This is a genomic window from Agromyces sp. 3263 (assembly GCF_031456545.1).
Classification (GTDB): Bacteria; Actinomycetota; Actinomycetes; order Actinomycetales; family Microbacteriaceae; genus Agromyces.
In genome coordinates this window covers 909,207-927,171 of the sequence record NZ_JAVDUV010000002.1, presented here as the reverse complement: position 1 = coordinate 927,171, position 17,965 = coordinate 909,207, and the positions used below count along the sequence as shown (strand labels likewise).

17 protein-coding genes are annotated in these 17,965 nt (G+C 70.9%); 11 read left to right on the top strand and 6 right to left on the bottom strand.

The window, feature by feature from the left end:
- Positions 1 to 57 precede the first annotated feature (57 nt).
- From J2X63_RS17620 to J2X63_RS17600, 5 genes are read right to left on the bottom strand one after another with little or no spacing between them, the layout of a single operon-like run.
- A complete protein-coding gene (locus J2X63_RS17620; RefSeq protein WP_309979638.1) occupies positions 58 to 738 on the bottom strand; it encodes an AraC family transcriptional regulator in 681 nt (226 codons plus the stop codon).
- Between the two features lie 41 nt (positions 739 to 779).
- Positions 780 to 1,523, bottom strand: a complete 744-nt coding sequence (locus J2X63_RS17615) for a VTT domain-containing protein (protein ID WP_309979637.1) — start codon at positions 1,521 to 1,523, stop codon at positions 780 to 782.
- A 38-nt stretch (positions 1,524 to 1,561) separates the two neighbouring features.
- Positions 1,562 to 2,770, bottom strand: a complete 1,209-nt coding sequence (locus tag J2X63_RS17610) for a GDSL-type esterase/lipase family protein (protein WP_309979634.1) — start codon at positions 2,768 to 2,770, stop codon at positions 1,562 to 1,564.
- Complete coding sequence (locus J2X63_RS17605; RefSeq protein WP_309979631.1) at positions 2,767 to 3,408, bottom strand: WHG domain-containing protein; 642 nt, start codon at positions 3,406 to 3,408, stop codon at positions 2,767 to 2,769. The genes J2X63_RS17610 and J2X63_RS17605 overlap by 4 nt, the downstream gene beginning before the upstream one ends.
- Positions 3,409 to 3,466: 58 nt before the next feature.
- Positions 3,467 to 3,907: a DUF1801 domain-containing protein gene (locus tag J2X63_RS17600; RefSeq protein ID WP_309979629.1), complete on the bottom strand. Its 441-nt coding sequence runs from the start codon at positions 3,905 to 3,907 to the stop codon at positions 3,467 to 3,469.
- Positions 3,908 to 4,029: 122 nt separating this feature from the next.
- On the opposite strand from J2X63_RS17600, the gene J2X63_RS17595 reads away from it, so the two are divergent.
- Positions 4,030 to 4,638 (top strand): dihydrofolate reductase family protein, encoded by a 609-nt coding sequence (locus J2X63_RS17595; RefSeq protein ID WP_309979627.1) that lies wholly within the window; start codon positions 4,030 to 4,032, stop codon positions 4,636 to 4,638.
- 56 nt (positions 4,639 to 4,694) lie between these two features.
- Complete coding sequence (locus J2X63_RS17590) at positions 4,695 to 5,564, top strand: LLM class flavin-dependent oxidoreductase (protein ID WP_309979626.1); 870 nt, start codon at positions 4,695 to 4,697, stop codon at positions 5,562 to 5,564.
- A gap of 39 nt (positions 5,565 to 5,603) precedes the next feature.
- On the opposite strand, the gene J2X63_RS17585 is transcribed toward J2X63_RS17590, so the two are convergent.
- Complete coding sequence (locus J2X63_RS17585; RefSeq protein ID WP_309979624.1) at positions 5,604 to 6,764, bottom strand: N(5)-(carboxyethyl)ornithine synthase; 1,161 nt, start codon at positions 6,762 to 6,764, stop codon at positions 5,604 to 5,606.
- A 114-nt stretch (positions 6,765 to 6,878) separates the two neighbouring features.
- Here J2X63_RS17585 and J2X63_RS17580 point away from each other — a divergent pair, with 114 nt between their 5' ends.
- The 9 genes from J2X63_RS17580 to J2X63_RS17540 all read left to right on the top strand — a co-directional run bounded on the left by J2X63_RS17580 (position 6,879) and on the right by J2X63_RS17540 (position 17,964).
- Positions 6,879 to 8,759, top strand: a complete 1,881-nt coding sequence (locus J2X63_RS17580) for a glycoside hydrolase family 15 protein (protein ID WP_309979621.1) — start codon at positions 6,879 to 6,881, stop codon at positions 8,757 to 8,759.
- Positions 8,760 to 8,768: 9 nt separating this feature from the next.
- Positions 8,769 to 10,205: a glucose-6-phosphate dehydrogenase gene (gene zwf, locus J2X63_RS17575; RefSeq protein ID WP_309979619.1), complete on the top strand. Its 1,437-nt coding sequence runs from the start codon at positions 8,769 to 8,771 to the stop codon at positions 10,203 to 10,205.
- A 16-nt stretch (positions 10,206 to 10,221) separates the two neighbouring features.
- Positions 10,222 to 12,030, top strand: coding sequence for a phospholipase D-like domain-containing protein (locus J2X63_RS17570; RefSeq protein ID WP_309979617.1), 1,809 nt, complete (start codon positions 10,222 to 10,224; stop codon positions 12,028 to 12,030).
- Between the two features lie 48 nt (positions 12,031 to 12,078).
- On the top strand, positions 12,079 to 12,843 hold the full coding sequence (locus tag J2X63_RS17565; RefSeq protein ID WP_309979615.1) for an IclR family transcriptional regulator: 765 nt from the start codon (positions 12,079 to 12,081) through the stop codon (positions 12,841 to 12,843).
- A 93-nt stretch (positions 12,844 to 12,936) separates the two neighbouring features.
- Positions 12,937 to 14,130 carry a 4-hydroxybenzoate 3-monooxygenase gene (locus tag J2X63_RS17560; protein WP_309979613.1) on the top strand — a complete coding sequence of 398 codons (1,194 nt, stop codon included), beginning with the start codon at positions 12,937 to 12,939 and terminating at the stop codon, positions 14,128 to 14,130.
- 2 nt (positions 14,131 to 14,132) lie between these two features.
- Positions 14,133 to 14,930 (top strand): protocatechuate 3,4-dioxygenase subunit beta, encoded by a 798-nt coding sequence (pcaH, locus tag J2X63_RS17555; protein ID WP_309979610.1) that lies wholly within the window; start codon positions 14,133 to 14,135, stop codon positions 14,928 to 14,930.
- Positions 14,923 to 15,561, top strand: a complete 639-nt coding sequence (gene pcaG / locus J2X63_RS17550; RefSeq protein ID WP_309979608.1) for a protocatechuate 3,4-dioxygenase subunit alpha — start codon at positions 14,923 to 14,925, stop codon at positions 15,559 to 15,561. The genes pcaH and pcaG overlap by 8 nt, the downstream gene beginning before the upstream one ends.
- A 13-nt stretch (positions 15,562 to 15,574) precedes the next feature.
- The gene (locus J2X63_RS17545) at positions 15,575 to 16,756 is read left to right on the top strand and encodes a lyase family protein (protein WP_309979606.1); all 1,182 of its coding nucleotides are present in this window, start codon (positions 15,575 to 15,577) and stop codon (positions 16,754 to 16,756) included.
- Complete coding sequence (locus J2X63_RS17540) at positions 16,753 to 17,964, top strand: alpha/beta fold hydrolase (protein ID WP_309979604.1); 1,212 nt, start codon at positions 16,753 to 16,755, stop codon at positions 17,962 to 17,964. The genes J2X63_RS17545 and J2X63_RS17540 overlap by 4 nt, the downstream gene beginning before the upstream one ends.
- Position 17,965: the final 1 nt, after the last annotated feature.

Sequence of the window (17,965 nt, the reverse complement as noted above, 5' to 3'; positions counted from 1 at the left end):
GAAGCGGATGCCACGGCCGCCGTCTTGAACCGGAACGACACCGATTCGCGGCGCGGCTCACACCGGCTCGTCGCGGTGCTGCGATTGCGCCGGCGTGTATCCGGTCAGGCGCTTGACGTCGCGGGTCAGGTGCGACTGGTCGGCGTAGCCGAGTTCGTACGCGACATCCGCGATCGCCTCGCCCGTGCGCAGCCGGGCGGCCGCCTCGCGAGCCCGGTCGATCTGGCGCACCTGTCGCCGGCTGCAACCGGTGATGCGCGAGAAGTGCCGTTCGACGGTACGCGGGGACACCGACGCCGGGGCGCGCTCGTGCAGGGCCGCCTCGATGACGGCGTCGTGCGCGAGCAGGCCCCGCCGGTCGAAGGCGTCGAGGAGGTGGTCGACCGAGGCGTAGTCGGGAATGGGCCAGGTGCGTCCCGCGAGTTCGAAGTGGCCGGGGTCGGGCACGCTGAGCGGCACGGTGCGATCGCACATCGAGTGCGGCTTCACGTGGGTGAAGTACGTGCCGCGCGTGAAGCGCACGCCCACGTTTCGGTTGCCGGCGCGGTAGGGCACCACGGTCGGCCGGGACGATGGACCGCTGATGAGGACCCGCGAGCCCGTCGCGTGGCGCGTGAAGATGAGGTCCCAGCACGCGTCGGCGGCAGCGAGGTAGGTGCCGTCGCTCGTGTCGACGGTGCGCCAGACCACGTCGACGAAGCGGGAGGATGAGGCTTTCTCCTCGTAGAGGAAGCTCATGCCGCCGAGTGTAGCCCCGACGCGCCGACCTCGTGGAGGGGCTAGCGCTCCTCGGGGCCGCGCTCGAAGACCTCGGGGTCGAGCACGAGGTGCTGCGCCTCGTCGTGGTCGGTGACCACGTCTTCGCCGGCCGCCGCCGCCTTCTTCGCCTTGCGCATCGACTGGAAGTAGTGCCACAGCGTGGGGATGAGGGTGATCACCACGGCGCCGAGGAGGATGACGTCGATGTACTCCTGCACGAACTCGGCCACCGGCGGGATGTAGCCGATGAGGTAGCCGAAGTAGGTGAGCCCGACGCCCCAGATGAACGCGCCGATGAGGTTGTAGAGCGTGTACTTGCGGTAGTTCATGTGGCCGACGCCGGCGGCGACGGGCGCGAACGTGCGCACGATCGGCACGAAGCGCGCCAGGATGATCGCCAGGGCGCCGAAGCGCTCGAAGAACGCGTTGGTGCGCTCGACGTTCTTCACGCTGAAGAGCCCCGACTCCTTGCGTTCGAAGACGCTCGGCCCGAACTTGTGGCCGATCAGGTAGCCGACCTCACCGCCCAGGAACGCCGCGAAGCCGATCGCGAGGCACACCCACCAGATGTCGACGCCGAACACCAGCGACGTGTTCGTGAGCAGGCCCGAGATGACGAGGAGCGTGTCGCCGGGGAGCAGGAAGCCGACGAGCAAGCCCGTCTCGGCGAACACGATGGCGCACACCACGACGAGGGCCCACGGGCCGGCCGCGGAGATGATCGTCTCGGGGTCGAGCCAGGGAATCAGGGAGGTGTGGACCATGGAAGGGGGCTCCAGTCGTCGGACACGGCGGATGCCGGTCAGCAGGCGGCGTGGTGTCGTTGCAGTCTACCGAGCGGATGCCGCGCGCGACTGGGTTCGCGCCGGGAATCATCCCCGGGGATGACGAGGGCCGCAGCGGCGAACCGCTCGCCGATGAGCTCGTGCGTGGCGGTGTCGGGGTGGAGCGAGTCGGGGAGCGGATGCGCCCGGGCGTCCGTCTCGCCGTACAGGGCGAGCCCGTCGAGGTAGCTCAGGTTGGAATCGTCGGAGCGCGCCTCCACGACGCCCGCCAGTGCAGTGCGGATCACCTGGAGGGTCAACCGGCCCTGGCCGGTGTCGCCCGGCCGGCCGGCCGCGACGAACCTCATGCCGCCCGTGCCCAGCGACGTGGGATCGATCGCACCCGGCCCGGGCGTGTCCTCGTGGATTCCGCAGAAGATCGGCGAGACCAGCAGGATCGGCGTGGTCGGATGCCCGTCGCGGATCGTGTCGAGGAATCCATGCACGGCCGGCACGAAGCTCCGCAGACGCATGGCGTCGTGATTCACCACGTTGATGCCGAGCTTGAGGCTGATGAGGTCCGCGGGGGTGTCGCGGATGACACGAGCCATGAACGGGTCGACCAGCGCGCTTCCGCCGAAGCCGAGATTGTGCAGGCCGACGCCCGCGCGTCGGGCCGCCACCGCCGGCCAGGTGCGGGTCGGCGACGTCGAGTTCGAGCCCTGGCTGATCGAGCTGCCGTGGTGGACCCAGACCGGCCTTCGCCGATCGTCGGGCCCGACGGGCAGGTCGGAGTGCAGGGAGACGAGCTCGACCGCCTCGTTGTGGGGAAGCCACACCTCGATCGACTTCTCGCCGGCGGGGAGGCCGTCGATGACGATGCGGTCGGTGTCACCCGCCACGAACGTCGACTCGCCGGTCTGCATGTCGAGCTCGACTCGGTCGCCGTGAGCGAGCACGTGAGACCCGTGGTCGACGCCGTCGACGACGACGTCGACCGCGCCCCGCATCCGGTCCACGCCGCGATACGCCACGCGTGTGGCGTGCATCTCGACCGTGATCGAGCGGGCCGCCGTCACCATCTCGAGCCGCACGCCGGACGGCTGCGCCTCCATGAGCGAGAGCTGCTGGTCGGCGTCACGCTCGCGGATGGCCCGGGGGAGCCGGTGCGGCCTGATTCCGCGGGGCGTCGCTTCGAGTTCGATTGCTCCGTGGATCAACTCCGCGGTGATCGGGGTGGTGATCATGGTGTGCCTTCGTTCGGGTCGTGCGGGTCGTGCGGGTCGTTCGGATCGTTCGGGTCGGCCGGGGTGGTCGCCCTGGTCGCCCAGTCCTGCAGGACCGAGTCGAGGGCATCGATGAGTCGAGGCCACGTCGAATCGGCGGGCGGCTCACTGTTAGCGAAGTTGCCGACCCGCTCGAGCGTGACGAATCCGTTGATGGCGCTGCCGACGATCCGTGTCGCATGGACGTGCTCACCCGGCGCGATCCCGTATCCCAACAGCACGGTGCTCGTCGCCTGAACGAGCCGCCGGGCGGCCGGTGCTGCGGCGACGTCATCGCCCTGCGACGTCTGCAGGGCCTCCCAGCATCCCGGTCGTTCGCGGGCGAAGGAACGGTGGGCGTTCGCGAAGCCGGTGAGGGCCGCCTTCGCCGCGCGCCCCATGATGGCCTCCACGATGCGATCCGCCAGATCTTGGAGGGCCAGGATCGCGATGCCGTCACGCAGGGCCTGGAGGTTGCGTACGTGGCTGTAGAGGCTCGGCGCCTGCACGTTCAGCGAGCGGGCGACGTCGGCGATCGTGAGCGCGGCGAAGCCGTTGGCATCGGCCAGGGAGGCGCCACGTTCGATGACCGCTGAGGTCGACAGTGCCGAGGTTCGCATTCGTCCAGCCTAACAGCATTAGGTGAACGCCTATGCAGCGTAGGTGATGCGAGCCTCGCTAATCCTCGGCCTTCCAGAGGATCTCGCGTATCGGCCCCTCTCGGGCCTTCGACTCCACGAAGTCGAACGATGCCCGGATGAGTCGTTCGAGCACTCCGAGGTCGACATCGCCGAGCCGCCGGAGGTGCACGCAGTAGCCGGTGGAGGAGTGCGTGCCCAGCTCATCCAGCAGCTCGGCATGGCGTGCTGTGCCATCCATGAGGTAGATGGTGAGCTTGCCCTTCCTCGGATAGAAGCCGATCGTGTGCCCGTCTCCCTCGCGTCCGGTGCCATATCGGTAGTGGTAGGTGCCGAACCCGATGGTGCCGACATTCCACAACGTCGGCGGGTGCCCGCTGATCCGCTGCATCATCTCGATCAGCGTCTCGCTGTCGCGGGCGGTCTGCTCGTCGAGCGAAGCAAGGTAGCGGTCGACCGTGCGGTCGTCGTCGTCGCTCATAGGGCCTCGGATCGTCGCCGTCGCGCGAGGGAGTGGATCCATGGACGCTACTCCATCGCGGGCGAGGCCGCAGGTCGGGTAGATTGCCGCCACTGCCGCTTACTCGCTCTGAAGGGTCGTCGATGACGGACACCACCTGCCACATGTCGATCTCGCTCGACGGGTTCGTCGCCGGTCCCGACCAGAGCCGCGAGAACCCCCTCGGCAGGCGTGGGATCGAGCTGCACGGGTGGCACATCGGCGACCCCCGCGCGAACGAGGCCGACGAGATCGCAGCTGGCTGGCTCATGCGTCCACGCGGTGCGTACGTGATGGGCCGCAACATGTTCGGGCCCATCCGCGGCGAGTGGGACGAGGAGGACTGGCGTGGATGGTGGGGTGCCGAGCCGCCGTACCACGCGCCGGTGTTCGTGCTCACCCACCACGCGCACGAGCCGATCGCGATGGAGGGCGGAACGACCTTCCACTTCGTCACCGAGGGCTTCGACGCCGCGTACGCACGGGCCATCGAGGCGGCCGGCGACGGCGGCGTCGACATCGCGGGGGGCGCATCCACGGTTCGGCAGGCGCTCGTGGCCGGGGTCGTCGACGAGCTCACCCTCGACATCGCCCCGGTGCTGCTCGGCTCCGGCGAGCGGATCTTCGACGGTGTCGACTCGTTCGGGTTCGAGCCCGTCGAGGTGCTGCAGTCGCCGCTGGCCACGCACATCCGGTATCGCCGCGCGAGCTGACCCGCGCGGCACGGGGTGCCCGAGGCGTGTCGGCGGTCGGCGATAGCGTCGGCGGCATGCAGCACGGCTTCATCTACACCGGGTCCGATCCGGCGTTCGCCGTCGAGCTCGCGGCGCTCGCCGAGGAGTCCGGGTGGGACGCGTTCTTCGTCTGGGAGGGCATCTGGGCCACTGATCCGTGGTCGACGCTCGCGGCGGCCGCCATGGTCACCGAGCGCATCCGGCTCGGCACGATGCTCAGCCCGGTGCCGAGGCGCCGGCCGTGGGAGCTCGCGGGGCAGACCATGACCGTCGACCGCCTCTCGAACGGTCGCGTGATCCTCTCCGCCGGCCTCGGCGTCCCCGCCGACGTCGAGGAGCGGTTCTGGATCTTCGAGGACGATCCCGGCCGTCGCGTGCGCGCCGAACTGCTCGACGAGGGCCTCGAGCTCATGCAGCAGCTCTGGCAGGCGGAGCCCTTCGAGTACGAGGGCGAGCACTACCGAGCGAGGCGCACCGAGGCAATGCTGCCGCCGGCGATCGTGCAGGAGCCGCGCATTCCGACGTGGGTCGTCGGGGTGTGGCCCCGCATGAGGTCCATGCGCCGCGTCGCCCGCTACGACGGCTGGATTCCCAACTACGCGCCACCCGGCGCCGACGGCATCGACCCGGTCGAGCAGCAGCGCACCTACACGCCCGAGATCGCCGCCGAGGCCATCGCCTGGATCCGCAGCGAACGGCAGCGACTGGGGCTCGGCGACCGGCCGTTCGACATCGTGCAGGAGGGCACCACCGGCGGCGTCGACCGGGTCGCGGATGCCGCGGTCGTGCGTCCGTGGGCCGACGCCGGGGTCACGTGGTGGCTCGAGGCCGACTGGCGGGTTCCCGCCGAGCGCGTCGCACCGTACTCGCGCGCGCGGGTGCTCGCCGGACCGCCGCGGCCGTAGCTCCGCGGCATCCGTCACCGGGGCCGGCGGACCGCCGACTCAGGAATGCTGCGGGTACGGGTACTCCGGCGAGCGCCCCTGGAACTGGAGGATCGCCTCGTTGCGGACCTGGCCGTGCTCGATCTCGGTCGCACGCCTGATCGTGTCGGAGGCGGCCCATGCCTCTGGACCCTCCATGACGGTGCGGAGGAACGGCATGAGCGCCTCGCTGATCTCCCAGGTGGCGGAGTTCCAGAGGTACGACGGACTGTGGTCGACCGCGTAGTAGTTCGTCGACTCGCCGACCGTGAACATCGGATCGCCGAACGAGGTGGGCCTGGCCCACTCGAACCCCATGCCCGCGTCGATCGACACGTCGACGATGAGGCTCCCGGGGCGGAAGGCGCCGAGGTCCTCGGTGCGGAGGTAGGTCAGCGGGGCGTTCGGATCCTGCAGGGTGCAGTTCACCACGATGTCGTGGGCGGCGAGGAAGGGCGCCAGGGGGACCGGGCCGTCCTCCGTGTTGACGGTGCTCGCGTACGGCGCGTCGGGGTCGTGCTCGAACTGGATGATGTCGATGGAGGGGATCGGCGACCCAACTGCGGCGGTGTCGCGGTTCGTCAGCACGCGCACGTCGTGGATGCCGTGCGCGTTCAGGGCCGTGACGGCGCCGCGAGCGGTGGCGCCGAACCCGATCACCACCGCGTTCAGCCGTCGACCGTAGTCGCCCGTCGACCCGCACAGCTGGAGAGCGTGCAGCACCGAGCAGTACCCCGCCAGCTCGTTGTTCTTGTGGAACACGTGCAGGCCGAACCCGCCGTCGGACTTCCAGTGGTTCAAGGCCTCCCACGCGATGAGGGTGAGGCGCTTGTCGATCGCGAGCTGCGTCATGTCGCGGTCCTGCACGCAGTGCGGCCACCCCCAGAGCACCTGGCCGTCGCGGAAGTCGGCGAGGTCCGAGGCGAGCGGCTTCGGCAGCGTGATGACGTCGGCCTCGGCGATGATCGCCTCGCGCGAGGCGATGGCGCCGACGAACGGGGCGAGCTGCGCATCGGAGACGCCGAAGCGATCGCCGTACCCGGTCTCGAGCATGAGGTTCGCGCGGAGGTCGTCGTCGATCCGCTCGAAGTGCGACGGATGGATCGGCAGGCGCTGCTCGTCGACCTTGCGAGAGGTGGCCATCACCCCGAGCCGGAGAAGTGCGGGGGCGTTCGTGATCATGATGACCTCCTGCCCTGAGGGTACGTCACCTGGATGGCACCGATTCGCCCCGAAGTGGTCATGACACACGACCACGTCCCGTGCCACGATGGGCCCTGGGGGGAAGGGGCGTCCATGGGGGAGTACCCGAACATCGCGGACCACGGGCTGATCGGCGACCTGCAGACCGCCGCGCTCGTGTCCACCGACGGCACCATCGACTGGTTCTGCAGCCCACGGTTCGACTCGCCGAGCATCTTCGGTTCCCTGCTCGATGCCGATCAGGGTGGCTTCTGTCGGGTTCGCCCGACCGCCGACGACTACGTGACACGGCAGCTGTACCTGCCGAACACGGCGATCCTCGTGACCCGGTTCATGACCGAGGCGGGCGTCGGCGAGGTCGTCGACTTCATGCCGATCGCCGGGCATGAGGCGACCGACCGGCACCGCATCGCGCGCATGATCCGCGTGGTGCGGGGCACCATGACCTTCGAGGGCGTCATCGAGCCCCGGTTCGACTACGGCCGCGCGGCCCACACCATCGAGCCGGTCCAGGGGCACGGGGTGCGCTTCACCGCCGGCGACCAATCGCTCACCGTGCACCGCGTGGGCGGCATGATCGTGCACGGCACGGAGCGCGCCGGCCACGTCGAACTCGTCGACGGCGGCATCCGGATCACCGGCACCCTCAACGCCGGCGAGATCACCGGCGTCGTCATGGAGACCGGCGGCGCCGACCCGGCGCAGGTCTCACCCGACGAGCTGCGCGCCATGTTCGCCGAGACGCGGGCCTTCTGGCGCGAGTGGAACAGCCGGTCGACCTACCGGGGCCGGTGGCGCGAGATGGTCGCCCGGTCGGCGATGACGTTGAAGCTCATGACCTATGCGCCCACGGGCGCACTCGTCGCCGCACCCACCGCGGGGCTTCCCGAGCAGGTCGGCGGCGAACGCAACTGGGACTACCGCTACACGTGGATCCGCGACGCGTCGTTCTCGGTCTACGCACTGCTCGGCCTCGGCTACACGGAGGAGGCCGAGGCCTTCGTGGCCTGGCTCATGGACCGCGTGAAGGAGAGCGTCGGCACGGGCTCGGGACCACTGAAGATCATGTACCGGGTCGACGGGTCATCCGACCTCGTCGAGGAGTCGCTCGAGCACCTTGCCGGGTACCGCGGCTCGCTCCCCGTGCGCATCGGCAACGGCGCGGCCGACCAGATGCAGCTCGACATCTACGGCGAGGCGATGGACTCCATCCACCTCGCCGACTCCCACGGGCTCCAGCTCCCGCATGTCGGCTGGACGCAGATCAGCAGCATGCTCGACTGGGTCTGCGACAACTGGGACCAGCCCGAGGAGGGCGTCTGGGAGACGCGCGGCGGCCAGCAGAAGTTCACCTTCGGCCGCTTCATGTGCTGGATCGCGCTCGACCGCGGCATCCGGCTCGCGCAGGAGCACGGCCGGCCCGCTCCCATCGTCCGCTGGCGCGAGCAGCGCGACGCCATCTACGAGCAGGTGATGACGACCGGGTGGCACGAGGAGCGCCAGGCCTTCGTGCAGCACCAGGACACCGACGTGCTCGACGCGTCGCTGCTCGTGATGCCGCTCATGGGCTTCATCGCGCCGCGCGACCCGATGTGGCTGTCGACGCTCGCGGCCATGGACACCGAGCTCGTCTCGGACAGCCTCGTCTACCGCTACAACCCGAGCGCCTCGCCCGACGGCCTGCGCGGTTCGGAGGGCACGTTCACGCTGTGCTCGTTCTGGTACGTCGACGCCCTCGCCCGATCCGGATTCCTCGACGAGGCGCAGCTCACCTTCGAGAAGATGCTCACCTACGCGAACCACCTCGGGCTCTACGCCGAGGAGATCGGGCTCACGGGCGAGCAGCTCGGCAACTTCCCGCAGGCGTTCAGCCATCTGTCGCTGATCAACGCGGCGGTCAACCTCGACTATCAGCTCGACCACGGCTCGGGCTTCGTCGACCCGGTGCTCACGTCCGGACGCCGGACCCGCTAGGAGGCGACGATGGCCACGACCGGGTCCGCAGCGACCGACGATGGCGCGGCCCGCGCTCAGGGCACGACGGAGCCCGAGGGCGACGTGCTCGTCATCTTCGGCATCACCGGCGACCTGGCGCGGGTGATGACGTTCCACTCCCTCTACCGGCTCGAGCAGCGCGGCCTGCTGCAGTGCCCCATCGTGGGCGTCGCGTTCGAGGACTGGACGATCGACCAGCTCGTCGAACGTGCCCGCACCTCCATCGCCGCCACCGGTGAGACCCTCGACGAGTCGGTGTTCCAGCGATTCGCCGGGCGCCTGACCTACGTGCACGGAGACTTCGCGGATGCCGCGACCTACGCCCGCGTCGCGGCCGCCGTCGGCGACGCGACCACCCCGGTCTCCTACCTCGAGGTGCCGCCGAACCTCTTCGCCACCGTCGTGAAGGGCCTCGCCGGCGCCGGGCTGACCGAGCACGGCCGCGTCGTCGTCGAGAAGCCGTTCGGGCACGACCTGGCGTCGGCCCGCGCGCTCGCCGACGAGCTGCACCGGTACGTCGACGAGTCGCGGCTGTTCCGCATCGACCACTACCTCGGGAAGATGGGCCTCGAGGAGATCCTCTACCTGCGGTTCGGGAACACGATGCTCGAGCCGGTGTGGAACCGCAACTACGTCGACAGCGTGCACATCACGATGGCGGAGGACTTCGGCGTCGCCGATCGAGGCCACTTCTACGATCCGGTCGGGGCGCTCCGCGACGTCGTGGTGAACCACCTCCTGCAGGTCGTCGCCGCCGTCGCGATGGAGGCGCCCTCGCGCGGCGACACCGAGACCATCAAGGACATGCAGACGTCGTTGTTCAAGTCGGTGTCGAGCGCTGACCCGGCCAAGGCGGTGCGCGGTCAGTTCGACGGCTACCTGGACATCCCGGGAGTCGCCGGGGGTTCGACGACCGAGACCTTCATCGCCCTCGAGCTCGGCATCGAGAACTGGCGGTGGGCGGGCGTGCCGTTCTTCATCCGCACGGGCAAGCTCCTGCCGGTGACGGCCACCGAGGTGCGACTCGTGTTCAAGCCGTCGCCCAACCTCGGGTTCGGCCTGCGGGACGGCGAGAGCACGACCGATCAGCTCGTCATGCGGCTCGATCCGTCGACCGGCCTGCGACTCGTGCTCAACGCGCAGCGGGCGGATGCCCCGAAGCCGCGTTCGATCGACCTCGACATGGAGTTCGCGACCGCGGGCGGTGAGGGCCCGACGCCCTACGAGGTACTGCTTCTCGCGGCGATCCGCGGGGTGCGCCCGCGCTTCAACCGGCAGGACACCGTCGAGGAGGCGTGGCGCATCATGCAGCCGCTGCTCGACGCGCCCCCGCCGGTGCATCCGTACGCGCCGGGTTCGTGGGGGCCGGCGGAGGCCGACGCGCTCGTCGCCGACCACGGCGGTTGGCGCGACCCCTGGGTCTGAGTGGGAGGCGGCGGCCATGCGAGTCAAGTCGGAGACGGTCAAGGGCGTGCAGGTGTTCGCCGTGGCGGGCACGAACACGGTCTCGTTCGGCATCCGCGCCACCGCCACCGCCCGGAAGGGGCTCCTCGGATTCGCGATCGAACGCGTCGACCGGGCGACCGGCGCCCGTCACTGGGTCGACGGCTACAAGGTGTTCCGCTCGCTCGTCCCCGATCCGACGCCCGCGACGAAGGTGTCGACGTACGACCATCCGATCCAGAGCCTCGTCTGGGACGACTTCGTCGCCGAGCCCGGCCACGCCTACGAGTACGTCTTCCACCCGCTGAAGGGGACGCCATCGGCGCTCGACCGGAGCGCGCCGCCGGTGGCCGTCTCGGTCGACACCGAGCCGCTGAGCGGCGGCGACCATGACATCGTCTTCAATCGCGGGGTCACCTCGAGCCAGTTCTATGCCAACCGGTTCGGCAACCTGCCGCCCGACCGGCAGCCGACGCCCGAGAAGCGCGCGGAGGCGCTCGCCTGGCTGAGCCGCGACCTCGATGAGGCGATCATCGGCTTCATCGCGTCGGCTGGGCCTGGCGATGCGATCCGCGGATGCTTCTACGAGTTCCGCTTCCCGTCGGTGCTGGCCGCGCTGAAGGACGCGATCGATCGCGGCGTCGACGTGCGGGTGATCGTCGACCTCAAGGTCAACGAGCGCACGATCCAGCCCACCCCGAGGAACGGGCTGAAGACGCCGAAGTTCGAGCCGAGCAATCCCCGCGTCGCGAACCTCGCCGCGATCGCCGCGGCCGGCCTGCCCGACGAGGCGATCATCCCTCGGGTGGCGCGGCGCGACGACATCCAGCACAACAAGTTCATGGTGCTGCTGCGCGGCGCCGCGCGGACGCCCGTCGCCGTGTGGACCGGCTCCACGAACGTGACCGACGGCGGGATCTACGGGCAGGCGAACGTCGGGCACCTCGTGCGCGACGCGACGGTGGCCGCGCAGTTCCTGGCGTACTGGTCGATCCTCGCGCAGGACCCGGGCGCCGCGACGGATGCCAGGAAAGACCCGATCAACATCGGATTCCTGCAGGAGGTCGGCGCCCTGACCCCGACGCCGACCTCGATCGCCGCCATTCCGCGGGGGACGACACCGCTCTTCAGCCCGCGGGGCGACACGGCTCCCCTCGACCTCTACGTCCGGCTCCTCACGAAGGCGAGGCGACTGTCGTGCGGCACGTTCGCGTTCGGCATCCCGCAGGACTTCCGACGGGCGATCAGCGCCAACGGCGTCGATGGCCCCCTGTGCTTCCTCCTCCTCGAGGAGAAGGACGACCCGCGGCCGACGAAGGCGAACCCCGGACCCGTGGTGCGGCTCAACTCGCGGAACAACACCTACAAGGCCCAGGGCTCCGAGCTGCACACGACGCTCGGGCGCTGGGTGGCCGAGACGAACAACGCGGCGATCAAGCTCAACCTGCACGTCACCTACATCCACCTGAAGTTCATCCTCCACGACCCGCTCGGCCCCGACCCGATCGTGGTGACGGGCTCGGCGAACTTCAGCTCGGCGTCGACGATCGAGAACGACGAGAACATGCTGCTCATCCGCGGTGACCGGCGGGTGGCCGACATCTACTTCACCGAGTTCAACCGGCTCTGGGGGCACTACCAGTACCGGTCCGTCGTCGAGGCGACCTCGCACCGGAAGCCGAAGCCCGGGCAACCGGCGCCACACGACTACCAGAATCTGTGGGAGAACACCGACTGGCAGCAGGACTACCAGCCCGGCGACCTCCGGTCGAAGCGGGTCGACCAGTACGTCAAGATGGCGATCTGAGCCCGGTGGGCAGCGACGACGGTGCCCGCCCCTCACTAGAGTTGGCGCATGTCGGGTCGCGCCGCCGACGGCCGCTCGGTCGCCGAGAAGCTCTTCGCGATCGGCGACGCGTTCCAGGGGCGGGAAGACCTGTCGCTGAGCGAGATCGCGAGCCGCGCGCACCTGCCGCTCTCGACGGCGCATCGCCTGGTGGGCGAGTGGGTGGCGTGGGGCGGCCTCGTGCGCGGCGACGACGGGCGGTACCGGGTGGGCATGCGGGTCTGGCGGCTCGGCGTGCGCCAGCCGACCGCCATGCGGCTCCGGCGCATCGCGATGCCCTACCTCGAGGATCTGCTCGAGGCGACGACCGAGCACGTGCACCTCGCCGTGCGCGACGGACTCGGTGCGATCTACCTCGAGCGCCTGTCCGGCCCGGGCGCGGTCTCGGCGATCTCGGATGTGGGCTCGAGACTCCCGTTGCACGCGACGGGCGTGGGCCTCGTGCTGCTGGCCCACGCGCCGACCGAGGTGTTCGACGAGCTGCTGGCGTCGGATCGGCGCAAGTTCATGCCGAACACGCTCACCGAGGAGCGGGAGCTGCGGCGGCGCATGGCCGAGATCCGCTCCTTCGGCCTCTCCACGTCGGTCGAGGAGCTCACGGCGGGCGCGTTCTCGGTCGCGGCGCCGGTGCGGGACGCGACCGGTGAGGTCGTCGCGGCGGTGTCGATCATCGCGCACGCCGAACGGCTGGGGGAGCCGCAGTTCGCGCTCGGCGTGCGCATGGCGGCGCGCGGCATCTCGTCGGCGCTCGGCTTCCGGACCCACGGCGAGTGAGCGACTTCTTCCACTGAGTGGAAGTCGGGCTCCGGATGCCCCGTGGTCGATCCATGCTCGTCATGTTCTTCCCGACGACGTGAGAGGCATCCAGTGCGAACGTCCACCTCCGTGGCCATCATCGGCGCGGGCCCGGCCGGCCTGCTCCTCGGCCACCTCCTGGCCCAGGCCGACGTGCCGTTCGTCATCCTCGAGGCCCAGACGCGCGAGCATGTGCTGGGTCGCATCCGCGCCGGCGTACTCGAGCAGGGGTCGGTCGACCTCCTCGCCGAGCACGGCCTCGACGCCGACCTCCGCGCGCGCGGACTCACGCACCACGGCATCTACCTGCAGTTCGAGGGACAGCGGCACCACGTCGACTTCGTCGACCTCGTCGGGCGCACGGTCACCGTGTACGGCCAGCAGGCGCTCGTGAAGCACCTTCTCGGCGAGCACGATCGGCTCGGCTCGAACGTCGTCTTCGAGGCATCCGATGTCGAACCCGTGGGCGTCACCGGCGCGCGCCCCACCGTCATCTACACGAAGGACGGCGTGACCGAGGAGCTCGAGTGCGACCTCGTCGTCGGCGCCGACGGCTACCACGGCGTCTGCCGTCGCAGCATCCCCGGCGGCGGGCTCGAGGTGTTCGAGCGCTCGTACCCGTTCGGCTGGCTCGGCATCCTCGCCGACGTGCCGCCGTCGACCGACGACCTCATCTACGCCCTGCACCGCGACGGCTTCGGCATGCACTCGATGCGCTCGCTCGAGGTCTCGCGCCTCTACCTGCAGGTCGCCCCCGACGAGTCGATCGACGACTGGAGCGACGCCCGCATCTGGGACGCCCTGCAGCAACGCCTCGGCGTCGAGGGCTGGCAGCTGCAGGAGGGCCCGATCACCGAGAAGTCGATCACGCCGATGCGCAGCTTCGTCGTGTCGACCATGCAGCACGGCCGCATGTTCCTCGCGGGCGACGCCGGCCACATCGTGCCGCCGACCGGCGCGAAGGGCCTCAACTCGGCGATCGCCGATGTGGCGCTGCTGGCCCGCGCCATCCTCGACCGGCGCGCCGGCGACGACACGGGCCTCGCCCGCTACAGCGACCGCGCGCTCGCCCGCCAGTGGAAGGTGCAGCACTTCTCCCAGTGGATGACGGAGATGCTGCACGTGCACCACGAGGTGCCGGATGCCTCGGCGCGCGCCTTCCGCTACCGCAGCCAGGTCGGCCAGCTCGAGTACGTCACCGGCTCCCGCGCCGCCTCCCAGAGCCTCGCCGAGCAGTACGCCGGCCTTCCCTTCACCACGGAGTGAGCATGCACCGACCCGTTCCCCAGCCCGAGCTGACGCAGCAGGCCATCGGCGACGAGATCACCGAGCGCCACCGCCACGAGCGCGACGCCGCGGCATCCGCCGGCACGCCGCTCGCCGCCCATCCGCGCCGCGACTTCGCGCCCTACCGCTCGACGACGCTGCGGCATCCCACCCATGAGCTCGTGCGCGCCGACCCCGAGGAGATCGAGCTCGTGTCGCCCGCGTTCGGGCACACCGACGTGTCGGCCGAGGAGGGCGACCTCACGATCCAGCACCGCGGCGAGCCGCTCGGCGAGCGGATCATCGTGACCGGGCGCGTGCTCGACGGCGACGGCCGGCCGGTGCGGAACCAGCTCATCGAGATCTGGCAGGCGAACGCGTCGGGCCGCTACGTCCACAAGCGCGACCAGCATCCGGCGCCGCTCGACCCGAACTTCACCGGCGTCGGCCGCGTGATCACGGGCGAGGACGGCAGTTACCGGCTCACGACGATCAAGCCGGGTGCCTACCCCTGGAAGAACCACCGCAACGCGTGGCGGCCTGCCCACATCCACTTCTCGTTCTTCGGCAGCGCGTTCACCCAGCGGCTCATCACGCAGATGTACTTCCCGGGCGATCCGCTGTTCGCGCTCGACCCGATCTACCAGTCGATCGTCGACCCGGCGGCCCGTGAGCGGCTCGTGGCCCGCTACGACCACGACGTGACCGAGCCCGAGTGGGCGCTCGGCTACCGCTGGGACGTCGTGCTCACCGGCCCGAAGTCGACCTGGATGGAACCGGAGGACGCCGACCATGCCTGACCCGACCTCGCCCGAGGCGTTCGACGCGACCGACCTGCCCGGCGCCGAGCAGCACCCGGATGGCCACCGCGGAACGCTCGGCCAGACCCCCTCGCAGACCGTCGGCCCCTTCTTCGGCTACGCGCTGCCCTACGACGGCGGCCCCGACGTTCGGGCGGCGTGGCAGCCCGACGCGATCCGCCTGCACGGCACCGTGTTCGACGGCGCGGGCGACCCCGTGCCCGACGCCGTCATCGAGATCTGGGGCGCGGATGCCGCGGGCCGCCCGTCGACCGAACGCAGCGCGTTCGACCGCGACCAGCACGGCTTCGCCGGCTTCGGTCGCGCGGCGGTCGACCGCGATGGGCACTACTCGTTCACGACGCTCAAGCCGGGCACCATGCGCCAGGGCTCGGCGCCCTACCTGCTCGTGGCGGTGTTCGCCCGCGGCGTGCTGCACCATCTCTTCACCCGGGCGTACTTCGGTGACGAGGCCGAGGCGAACGCCGCGGATCCGTTGCTCGCCCGCGTCGACGCGAGCCGCCGCGACACGCTCGTCGCGGCGGTGGATGCCCCGGGCTCCTACCGGTTCGACGTGCGCCTGCAGGGCGACGGCGAGACCGTGTTCCTCGACTACGGCACCGAGGTCTGACGAGGATGGTCGCATGACGGACTGGGGACTCATCGATCCGGGCGCCGCGGACGCGACGGGCACCGACGACGACGCGGTGCTCGCCGCGATGGTCGACGTCGAGCGCGCGCTGCTGCGCGCGTGGGGGAGCGTGCTCGACGAGTTCCTCGGTCCGCAGGCCGACCGGCTCGACGTGGCCGCCCTCGACCGTGAGGCCTTGCGCGACGGCGTGGCGCGCGACGCGGTGCCCGTGGTCGCCCTCGTTCCCGTCCTCCGTGCCCAGCTCGAGGGCGCGGGACTCACCGCCGACCGCCTGCACCTCGGGGCCACCAGCCAGGACATCGTCGACACCGCCCTCATGCTGGTCTCGCGTGATGCGCTCGCCGCCGCGCGCGGCTCGCTCGTCGAGTCCGGCCGCACGCTCGCCGTGCTCGCCGACGCCGAGCGGCAGAGCCCGCGCATCGCGCGCTCGCTCGCTCGCCACGCCGAGGCGAGCACGCTGGGGGTGCTCGCGGCGGGCTGGCTCGACGGCGTCGGCTCGGCGATCGCCGCGATCGACAGCGCGGTGTTCCCGGTACAGTTCGGGGGCGCGGTGGGCACCGGCACGGCAGCGGATGCCACGGCCGGGCGTGCGGGGGCCGCCGACGAGGTGCGCGGCGAGCTCGCTGGCCGGCTCGGCCTCACCGACCCCGGTCGAGCGTGGCACACCGAACGCACGCCCGTGCTCGCGATCGCGGCCGTTGCCGCCACCGTCGTCGCCGCGCTCGGCCGCATCGCGGGGGACGTGATCCTGCTCTCCCGCGAGGAGCTGGGCGAGGTGCAGCTCTCGGGCGGCGGCGGCTCGTCGGCGATGCCGCACAAGCGCAATCCGGTCGACGCCGTCGCCATCACCGCGGCGGCCGTCGAGGCGCCCGCCCTGCTCCAGGTCGTCGCGAGCGCGGCGATCGCCGGCGACGAGCGATCCGCCGGGCGATGGCACGCGGAGTGGACGTCGCTCCGCCGGCTCGCGCGGCTCACCCGTTCGGCCTCGGCATCGGCATCTCACCTCGCCGCCGGGCTCGAGTTCGAGCGCGACCGGGCGGTGGCCATCCTCGCCGACGCGCGCCCGGCGGGTGAGCGGCCCGACCGCGACGTGCTCGCCGCGGCATCCGACCGCATCGTCGACCACGCCGTGGCGCGCTTCACCGCACTCGCCGAAGGGGGCACCCGCCCATGACCGTTCCCCGCCTGCTGGGCTCCTTCGCGCCCGGCGCCGCTCCGGCGACCACGAATCCGCTGCTCGTGCTGCTGCCCTCGCTCGGCACCACCAGCACGCTCTGGGACGGCGTGGTCGCCGCCCTCCGCGCCGACTCGCGCACCGCGGGTCTCCGGATCCTGCGTGTCGACCTGCCCGGTCACGGTGCGACCCCGGCCGCGGCCGAGCCCTTCACCATCGGCGACCTCGCCGAGGGGGTGCTCGCGGTCGTCGACGAGGCGGGCGGTGGTTCCTTCCACGTCGCCGGTGTCTCCCTCGGTGGCGCTGCGGCCCTCGAACTCGCGGTCACCCATCCCGACCGGGTGCTCAGCCTCGTGCTCAGCTGCAGCGGCGCGCGCATCGGCACGCCCGACGGATGGGCCGAGCGCGCGGCATCCGTGCGCGCGAGCGGCACCGCCTCCCTCGTGACCGGGAGCGCCGCACGCTGGTTCGCGCCGGGATTCCTCGAGCGCGACGCCGGCGGCTCGGGCGCCCGTGCCCTCGCCGCGCTCGTCGACATCGACGACGAGTCGTACGCGTGCTGCACCGAGGCGCTCGCCGGCTTCGACCGCACGGCCGACCTCGGAGCGCTCGCCACGCCGACCCTCGCGATCAGCGGCGAGCACGACACGGTGACGACGCCGGCCTCGATGGAGGACCTCGCCGATGACATCCCCGGCGGGCGCCACGTCGCCCTCGACGGCGCCTCGCACCTCGCCGTGCTCGAGGAGCCCGCGAGCGCCGCCGAGCTCATCGCCGAGCACCTCGACGCCGTCGAGCGGGTGGACGCGGCATCGGTCGCGCGGGAACGCGGCATGCGCGTGCGTCGTGCGGTGCTCGGCGACGCGCACGTCGACCGCGCCATCGCGAGCACGACCCCCGAGACGGCCGCGTTCCAGGACTTCGCGACTCGCACCGCCTGGGGCGACATCTGGGCGCGGCCCGGGCTCTCGCGGCGCGAGCGATCGATCGCGACGCTCGCCAGCCTCACGACCGGCGGCCATGCGACCGAGATCGCGATGCACGTGCGCGCGGCGCTGCGCAACGGCCTGGCCCGCAACGAGATCGCCGAGGTGCTGCTGCACACCGCGCTCTACGCCGGGCTGCCGGCGTCGAACGAGGCGCTCGCGATCATGCGCGACGTGTTCGCCCAGCAGGACGCCACGACCACCCCCGAGACGAACGACTGAG